At 65.2% G+C, this 8,970-nt stretch carries 8 protein-coding genes; 6 read left to right on the top strand and 2 right to left on the bottom strand.

The window, feature by feature from the left end; genetic code table 11:
- On the bottom strand, positions 1-1,023 hold a 1,023-nt coding region (locus Q0602_RS01415), incomplete at its 3' end, for an MFS transporter (protein ID WP_298837795.1).
- 193 nt (positions 1,024-1,216) lie between these two features.
- Positions 1,217-2,140, bottom strand: a complete 924-nt coding sequence (locus Q0602_RS01410) for an AraC family transcriptional regulator (protein ID WP_298837792.1) — start codon at positions 2,138-2,140, stop codon at positions 1,217-1,219.
- A 390-nt stretch (positions 2,141-2,530) separates the two neighbouring features.
- On the opposite strand from Q0602_RS01410, the gene Q0602_RS01405 reads away from it, so the two are divergent.
- From Q0602_RS01405 to Q0602_RS01380, 6 genes are all read left to right on the top strand, one after another.
- Positions 2,531-3,577 carry an NAD(P)-dependent alcohol dehydrogenase gene (locus Q0602_RS01405; protein WP_298837790.1) on the top strand — a complete coding sequence of 349 codons (1,047 nt, stop codon included), beginning with the start codon at positions 2,531-2,533 and terminating at the stop codon, positions 3,575-3,577.
- 54 nt (positions 3,578-3,631) lie between these two features.
- Positions 3,632-5,065 carry a sugar ABC transporter substrate-binding protein gene (locus tag Q0602_RS01400; protein ID WP_298837788.1) on the top strand — a complete coding sequence of 478 codons (1,434 nt, stop codon included), beginning with the start codon at positions 3,632-3,634 and terminating at the stop codon, positions 5,063-5,065.
- Positions 5,066-5,068: 3 nt separating this feature from the next.
- Positions 5,069-5,965: a carbohydrate ABC transporter permease gene (locus tag Q0602_RS01395; protein ID WP_298837786.1), complete on the top strand. Its 897-nt coding sequence runs from the start codon at positions 5,069-5,071 to the stop codon at positions 5,963-5,965.
- The gene (locus Q0602_RS01390; protein WP_298837783.1) at positions 5,962-6,792 is read left to right on the top strand and encodes a carbohydrate ABC transporter permease; all 831 of its coding nucleotides are present in this window, start codon (positions 5,962-5,964) and stop codon (positions 6,790-6,792) included. Before Q0602_RS01395 ends, Q0602_RS01390 begins: the two co-directional genes overlap by 4 nt.
- A 46-nt stretch (positions 6,793-6,838) precedes the next feature.
- Positions 6,839-7,603, top strand: coding sequence for an SDR family oxidoreductase (locus Q0602_RS01385; RefSeq protein ID WP_298837781.1), 765 nt, complete (start codon positions 6,839-6,841; stop codon positions 7,601-7,603).
- 305 nt (positions 7,604-7,908) lie between these two features.
- Positions 7,909-8,970, top strand: a 1,062-nt coding sequence (locus Q0602_RS01380; RefSeq protein WP_367276900.1) for an aspartate ammonia-lyase, incomplete at its 3' end; no start/stop codon positions are given.

Genomic DNA, 8,970 nt, shown 5'->3' with positions numbered 1-8,970 from the left:
ATCCGGCGCGCGCAGCGCCAGCAGGGTCAACGCCATGCTGAAGGTGCCGCCCTGGCCCAGACCCAGCACCACGATCCACAGCCATATGCTGCCGATCGGGGCGTAGAGACAGCCCAGCAGCCCGACCAGGGTGAGCGCCATCACCCCGACCAGTACCGCCCGCTGGTCCCGCATGCGGCTGCCGATCCACGGCGCCAGGATCGCCGTGATCACCTGCAGCAGGATCGAGACCGACAGCGCCAGCCCCGCGGTGACCGCCGCCAGCCCGCGATCCTGCAGGATCGTCGGCAGCCAGCCGAACACGATGTACGCCAGCGACGACTGCAACCCCATGAACAGCGACACCTGCCACGCCAGCGGGTCGTGACGCAGGCGCGCACCGCGACGGACGGGCACGCGAACGGGCTTGGTGCCCTTGAGCTGTGGCAGCCACAACAGCGCGGCGATCACCGCCGGCAGCAGCCAGAACGCCAGCGCACCCTGCCAGGCGCCGTGCGAGATACCTTGTGCAGCGTCCTGCCAGCCACTACCGAGCAGCTGACGCAGCGGCTCGGTGGTACCTGCGGCAGCGGAAGCGCCGAGATTGAGCGCCACGGTGTAGAGGCCGGTCATGATGCTGACGCGGCGGGGAAAGTCGCGCTTGACGATGCCCGGCAGCAACACCCCGATGACCCCGATACAGCTCCCGGCGATAGCCGTTCCCAGAAACAATCCCGGCGTGCCGATATAGGGCCGCGCCAGCAGCGCCACCGCCAGCACCACAAGTGCGGCGAACACGCTGCGCTCCGGCCCGATGCGACGCACCAGCCGCGGCGCCAGCGGTGCCGCCAGGCCCAGGAACAGCACCGGCAGGGTGGTCAGGATGCCCTGCCAGCTGGGGGAGAGCGCCAGCGCCTCGGCGATGCTGCCGAGCACCGGCGACACGCTGGTCAGCGCCGGACGAAGGTTGAGCGCCACCAGCAGCAGCGCCACGAGAGTCAGAACGCCCCGGCGGGGCATCGCGGAAGTCGACAAGAGAGCCATCCTTGGAGATCGAAAGATATTGCTTCACGGCGGCAAGCCGAGGACGCAAGGGTAGCCGATCACGGCCAGGACCGGGATGGTTCTACGCCAATGGTCGCGAGAGGGTAGTGATGTCGACTTCAGGAGAGGGGGAGCTCAAAGACGCCTCGGCAAGGAGAGCTTTTCCCATTCATGTACCGAGTTTCCCCGTTTTTCACGGTAGGGGATAGATCGTGACATGCCGTTCCAGATCGGCCGTCTGCTGTTGGTATTGGCGCGGCGTCATGCCCTTCTGCTCGCGGAAGTGGCGATTGAAATTGGAGAGATTGTTGTAGCCGACCTGGAAGCAGATATCGGCAACGGAGTGTTCACCCTCCAGCAGCAGCCGGCAGGCGTGTCCTATGCGAATACGCCTGAGGAAAGCCACGAAGGTGTCGCCGGTGGCGTGCTTGAAGAAGCGCGAAAACGTGGAGGGAGTCATGCCGTACCGCTCGGCCAGCCTCGACATGCGCAGCTCTTCGTGGAAATGGTCGTGGATATAGCGCAGTACGGCATCGACCTGCTCGGAAGAGGTACTCCTGGCATCCAGGCCGTACCCGCGGCCGGCCAGGGTGTGGTACCCGCACTGCGAGAGGCTGCGGAGGATGGTCAGCATGGTCAACAGCCTGCCGGCGTTGTCCTGCTCGCCCATGGTGACCAGCAACTCGCCGCAGCGTGCCGCTTCCTCCCCTTCGAACTCCACACCCAGAGCCGAGTCCTCGATCAGCGTCGACAGGCAGTTGAGCTCCGGGCAGAGCTCCATCATGTGCTCCAGCCATTCGCCCTTGAACTGCAGCACGACATCGCGCCCCTCGATGACCGGCCGTGCCTCGTCGGGGTCGCTGAACCAGGCGTGCGGAATGTTCGGCCCCACCAGTACCAGGTTGCCGGGCCCGAAGCGGCCAATGTAATCGCCCACGAACGCATGCCCCTCCGAGTAACGGATGAGATGCAACTCGTACTCTGGGTGATAATTCCAGCGGGCGATGGGCGCGGGAAAATCATGGCAGTGCCAGTAGAAGCTGAACTTCGGATCCTGGGTGACGCTTTCGAAGACAGGCGCACCAAGACGAGTATCGTTGAGCTGCGCAGCGATCATGAGTTATCGGAGCCTCTTTCTATCAGGCCTGGATGAGGTCTACGCTCTGCCTGAAAAATGCCTGCACTGGTCCTCCTTTCCAGAGCCACTATATATCCTGAAACAGAGCGAAACAGTGGACTTTTATACCTTGGTATCAAGGTAGACTTTGGTCCTGCCAAGCCTATTGGATTGGTAGGACATTTTTTTGTCGCCCCCTAAATAGCGATAAAAAACAATAGTTTGTCACCTGATTCGATAAGGTCTGCAAAAAAGTATCATTGTCTCGAAAATTACAGCCTAGCCGCTTTTCCGGCGCGAGGCGTAGGTTCATTGCCACGCCGATAGCGAGGGTGTGGTCGCCTATCGACCGACTCTCGACCCATGTCAATATCTCCCGGGAAACGCGCCATGAAAGCCAGAGCCCTGGTGCTGGAAAAGCAACGCGAGCTGTCGCTACGCGAGATCGACCTGCCGGACCGACTCGGGCCCGACGATGTTCGCGTCCGCATACACACCGTCGGGATATGCGGCAGCGACGTCCACTACTACACCCATGGCCGGATCGGCCCCTTCGTGGTCCGCGAGCCGATGGTGCTCGGCCATGAAGCGTCCGGTGTGGTCACCGAGGTCGGCGGCAACGTCAGCCACCTGCGGGTAGGCGAGCGGGTGTGCATGGAACCCGGCATTCCCGATCTCACCTCGCGTGCCGCCAGGCTGGGCGTCTACAACGTCGACCCCAGCGTACGCTTCTGGGCCACGCCGCCGGTGCACGGCTGCCTGACCCCGGAAGTCATCCACCCGGCAGCCTTCACCTTCGCGCTGCCCGATTCGGTCTCCTTCGCCGAGGGGGCGATGATCGAGCCGTTCGCCATCGGCATGCAGGCGGTGGTCAAGGCGCGAATGCAACCGGGCGATGTCTGCGTCGTCACCGGCGCCGGGCCGATCGGCCTGATGGTCGCCCTGGCCGCGCTGGCAGGGGGCGCCAGCGAGGTGCTGGTCTCCGATCTGGTCGAGGAGAAACTGGCGATCGCGGCCCGCTACGCCGGCATCACCCCCGTCAACGTCTCGCGTGAGTCTCTGCGGGAAGCCGTCGACAAGCGCTGCGGCGAGGACTGGGGCGCCGACGTGGTGTTCGAGGCCAGCGGCAGCCCCAGGGTCTACGACGACGTGCTGGCCTGCGCCCGGCCCGCCGGCGCGGTTGTGCTGGTCGGCATGCCCGTCGAGCCGGTCACCTTCGACATCGTCTCGGCCCAGGCCAAGGAGCTGCGCATCGAGACGGTGTTCCGCTACGCCAACGTCTACGACCGGGCGATCGGCCTGATCGCCTCGGGCAAGGTCGATCTCAAGCCGCTGATCAGCGAGACCTTCGATTTCGAGCAGAGCATCGCCGCGTTCGAACGCGCCGCGAGCGCGCGACCCGATGACGTCAAGCTGCAGATCACGCTTGACGCCTGACCTCGCCAGCCCAGGAAGCACACTGGACCTGAACCCACCAAGAGGTGAACAACAATGACCCAGTTCAAGCGTCGCGACATACTGAAAGGAATGGGGGGACTCGCCGGCCTGTCGTTGATGGGGGCGGGATCGCTGCGTACGGCCCTGGCCCAGGGCATGGCCAGCGACGAGGCCTGGAAGCAGGCCAGCGGCACCACCATTCAGTTCATCTCCGAGAACACCCCGCCGACCACGGCGATCGCCGCCAACCTGGCGTCGTTCCAGGAGCTCACCGGCATCACCGTCAACATCACCGAGATGCAGCTGGGCGCCCTGGTGCAGAAGGTCGCGCTGGACTTCGGCGCTGGCCGCAGCGCCTTCGACGTGATCTATGCCGACCCCTACCAGGTGCTCGCGCCCTATCACCGCGGCCTGGTGGATCTCAACACCTTCATCAACGACGACCAGCAGCCGGTCGTGCCCAAGGGCATCGAGGATTTCATCCCCTCGCAGCTGGCCGCCGCCGGCCGCTTCGAGGACGAGGAAAGCCTCTATACCCTGCCCTACGACTGCCCGACGATGATCTGGATCTACCGCCGCGACCTGTTCGAGAAATACCACGACCAGATGCAGCAGGATCTCGGCTTCGATCCCATGCCGTCGGACAGCACGACCTGGGAGCAGTACTACCAGATCGCCGCGTGGTTCAGTAACGGCAACGCCAGCGAGGTCAAGTACGGCACCGGCCATCAGGCCCAGCAGTACGACTCGCTGATGTGCGACTTCTCCAATGTGCTGTTCGCCTACGGCGGCAGCTACTTCGCCAACGGCGAGCAGGTCGGCCTGCTCGGCACCGACTCCCCCGGCGCCTGCCAGTTGACCAGCGACGCCTCGCTGGAAGCGGCGCGCTTCTACCAGAAGCTGCTCAAGGTCGCCCACCCCGGCAGCACCAGTTGGGACTGGACCGGTGTCGCCAACGCCTTCCAGAACGGCGAGTTCGCGATGATGCCGGAGTGGCACGAATTCGCCGGCTCGCTGGAAGGTTCGGACCTGAAGGGCAAGGTCGGCTACGCCCCGCTGCCCAAGGGCCCGGCGCGCAGCGCCAACCTGTGGGGCGGCACGGGCATCGGCATCAATGCCAACGCCTCGCCCGAGAAGCAGAAAGCGGCCTGGCTGTTCCTGGTCTGGGCAACCTCGCCGCAGACCCAGCTGATGGGCCTGAAGAGCCAGGTCGGCGGCGGTACCCCGACCCGCCAGTCGGTCTACGACATGCCGGAGGTCAAGGCCGCCAGCACCCCGCCCACCGACATGCCCAACATGCTCACGGCGGACACCATGCTGACCGCCTGGCAGGAGGGTTACATCGGCCTGCGGCCCAAGATTCCCCAGTGGAACGAGGTCGACACGGTGATCTTCACCGAACTCTCCAAGATGCTGGCGGGGCAGATGTCCCCCGAGGAAACCATGCAGAGCGCCAAGCAGCGCATCGACCGCATCGTGGGGGCGTGAGGCATGGCGCTGCTGACCGGAAAACCCTCGGCGCGACGACAGGGATTCGAGCTGGCGATGATGTCGCCAGCCCTTCTCCTGCTCGCCCTGATCACGCTGGTCCCGTTCTTCTCGATCATCTGGATGAGTTTCAACGACGTCAGCCTGATGGGCGGGCTGACCTTCGAGTTCTCGGGTCTCGATAACTGGCAGCGGGTGTTCACGGACCCGGACATCCGCTCCAGCTGGCTGATCAGCCTGTTCTACTTCCTGGCCACGGTGGGCCTGGAGATGGTCCTCGGCACGGTGATGGCGCTGCTGGTCTACAGCTTGACGCGGGGCAGCAACATCATCATTTCGCTGCTGTTGATCCTGATGTTCATCGCCCCGGTGATCGTCGGGCTGCTCGGGCGCTTCATGCTCGACCCCAGCCACGGCCTGTATGCCTGGCTGCTCAATGAAACCGGCCTGTTCGACGGCAATATCCTCGGCAGCGTCGGCCCCGCCATGGTCGCGGTCATCCTCATGGACGTCTGGGAGTGGACCCCGCTGGTGGCGCTGATCGTGCTCGCCGGGCTCGCCTCGGTCCCCGAGGATATCCTGGAAGCGGCCGAGATGGACGGCGCCAAGTATGGCCAGAAATTGCTCTACATCATCCTGCCGTCGATCTCCAACATCCTGCTGGTGGCACTGCTGATCCGCGCCATGGATGCGATCCGTTTCTTCGCGATCATCTTCATCACCACCAACGGGGGGCCGGCGGACTCCACCAAGATCATCCCCATCCGGCTCTACGACATCGCCTTCCGCTTCTTCGACCTGGGCTATGCCGCCGCCGTGGGCATCACCATGCTGGCGTTCTCGATCCTGGTCGCCAATGCGTTCATGAAGCTGCTCAAACGCCAGGAGAAGCGCTCATGACCGCTCCCAAGCGCTGGGTCTCACTCACCGTCAAGATCGTCCTGCTGACGCTACTGCTGCTGTGGACGCTGGTGCCGATCGTGTGGATGGTGCTCTCCTCGTTCAAGCCGAACAGTGTCATCACGGCCAACACGCCACGGGTCTTCTTCACGCCCACCCTGGAGCACTACGCCTCGCTGTTCAGCGGCGGTAACAGCCTCTGGCCCTACCTGATGAACAGCTTGTTGATCGCCGGGGCCTCGACGCTGATCGCCGTGGTGCTCGGCTGCATGGCGGGTTTCGGGCTGTCGCGGATCCGGATCAAGGGCAAGCAGCACCTGGCGTTCTGGATCATCAGCACCCGCATGGCGCCGATCGCGGCGGTGATCGTGCCGCTGTACCTGCTGTTCCGCTATCTCTACCTGCTGGATACCCACGTCGGCCTGATCGTCGCCTACCTGAGCTTCAACCTGCCCTTCGCCATCTGGCTGATGACCGCCTTCTTCGACGACCTGCCGCCCGACCTGGAAGAGGCGGCGATGATCGACGGTGCCACCAAGTTCCAGGCGTTCCGCTACGTGGTGCTGCCGCTGATGACCCCCGGGCTGGTGACCACCGCCATCCTGTGCTTCATCTTCGCCTGGAACGATTACGCCTTCGCCCAGACCTTTTCCGGGCCTAGCACCCAGACCATCCCCATCGCCGCGGCACAGCTGCTGACCCAGACCGGTATCGACTGGGGCAAGCTGCTGGCGATCGGCACCATCGTGGTCTGCCCGATGGCGATCGCCGGGCTGCTGGTCAAGCGCTGGCTGGTCCAGGGGCTGACCATGGGCGCCGTGAAATGACGCGCCGGCAGGCGATTTCACACTGCAGCAGAGGGAGGAGACCAGCATGAACGTGATGTCGCAGTTCGACCTGAGCGGCAAGGTCGCCGTGGTCACCGGTGGCAACGGCGGGCTCGGCGAGGCGTTCGCCCACGCCCTGGCCGAGGCTGGCGCGAAGATCGCCATCGCCGCCCGCGGACACGCCCGCAGCCTCGAGGTGGTCAAGGCCCTGGAGGATGCCGGGCACCGCGCCATGGCGGTGGAGGTCGACATTACCCAACCCGAGGCGGCGGACGCCCTGCTCGACGAGGTCGAGGCCGGCCTCGGCCCGGTCGATATCTTCCTCAACAACGCCGGCGCCTGCCAGCATGCGCCGGCACTGGAGGTCACCCCCGAACGCTGGCGCGACATCTTCGACATCAACGTCCACGGGCTGTGGTACTGCGCCCAGGCCGCCGGCCGGCGGATGCAGTCGCGTGGCGGCGTGATCATCAACATCGGCTCGATCTCGGCGATGATCGTCAACCGCCCACAGATGCAGCCCGCCTACAACGCCTCCAAGGCCGCCGTGCACCAGCTGACCAAGTCGCTGGCCGCCGAATGGGCGCCCTACGGCATCCGCGTCAACGCGCTGGCCCCCGGCTACGTCAAGACCGCGATGGCGCCGGTCGACGATCCCCGCTTCAAGCCGCGCTGGATCGACGACGCGCCCATGCAGCGCGCCGCTACTCCTGAAGAACTCGGCCCCACCATCGTCTACATGGCCAGCAACGCCTCGAGCTTCATGACCGGCTCCATCGTCGTGGTGGATGGCGGCTACACCCTCTGGTAGCGGATTCGCATGATCCCCCGCGGGCCGGCGCTGCGCTTCCAGAGCGAGGCGCTCTACCGGCACATGCGCGTCGCGGACGACATCTCTCCACTCGCGCGAGCCCACTGCGCCTTGGAAGGGGCGCCTTGGAAGGTGCACCTACCTTTCCTCGCCGCTGTCGTGCCGTTCCCAGCCATACCGCCGGCGCATGCACCACCACGCAACGGCATTGGGAAGCGCTTCACATCAGCGATAACGTAGCGCCACGGGTCGCGTCGCAATGGGCGGTGCGGCCTTCCCATTCCGCTGCGAAGACGATACCCACCATGATGGCAACACCGGATCTCGGTACCGACGCCGACGCGATCCCCACCCGTGAAGAGAAGGACCTGCTGGGCGTGATGCCCGTGCCCCGGAGCGCCTACTACGGCATCCAGACCCAGCGCGCGGTGGAGAACTTCCACCTCAGCGGCGTACCCCTGGCGCACTACCCCAAGCTGGTGATCGCGCTGGCCATGGTCAAGCAGGCCGCGGCGGAGGCCAATCATGAGCTGGGCTACCTGGACGCCACCCGGCTGGAGGCGATCCGCCACGGCTGTCAGGCGCTGGTCGCGGGCGAGCACCACGATCAGTTCGTGGTCGACATGATCCAGGGCGGGGCCGGCACCTCGACCAACATGAACGCCAACGAGGTGATCGCCAATCTGGCACTCGAACATCTCGGCCACGCCAAGGGCGACTACGCGCACCTGCACCCCAACAACCACGTCAACATGGCGCAGTCGACCAACGACGCCTATCCGACGGCGATTCGCCTCGGCCTGCTGCTCGGCCACGACGACCTGCTGACCAGCCTGGCGCGCCTGCGCGATGCGATGGCCGACAAGGGCGAGGCCTTCGCCAGCGTGTTGAAGATGGGCCGCACCCAGCTGCAGGATGCGGTGCCGATGACGCTGGGCCAGGAGTTCAACGCCTTCGCCACCACCCTGGGCGAGGATCTGGGTCACCTGGAGGCGCAGATTCCGCGCCTGCTGTGCGAGGTCAACCTGGGCGGCACCGCCATCGGCACCGGGATCAACTCCGACCCGCGCTACCAGCGTCTGGCGGTGGAGCGTCTCGGCGCCATCAGCGGTCAGCCGCTGGTGCCGGCCAAGGATCTGATCGAGGCCACCTCCGACATGGGCGCCTTCGTGCTCTTCTCCGGCATGCTCAAGCGCCTGGCGGTGAAGCTCTCCAAGATCTGCAACGACCTGCGCCTGCTCTCCAGCGGCCCGCGTGCCGGCTTCAACGAGATCAACCTGCCGCCGCGCCAGCCCGGCAGCTCGATCATGCCCGGCAAGGTCAATCCGGTGATCCCCGAGGCGGTCAACCAGGTGGCGTTCGAGGTG

Origin of the sequence: uncultured Salinicola sp., assembly GCF_937921195.1 — a bacterium.
Taxonomy (GTDB): Bacteria; Pseudomonadota; Gammaproteobacteria; order Pseudomonadales; family Halomonadaceae; genus Salinicola.
This window is presented reverse-complemented; position numbering and strand designations above follow the sequence as displayed.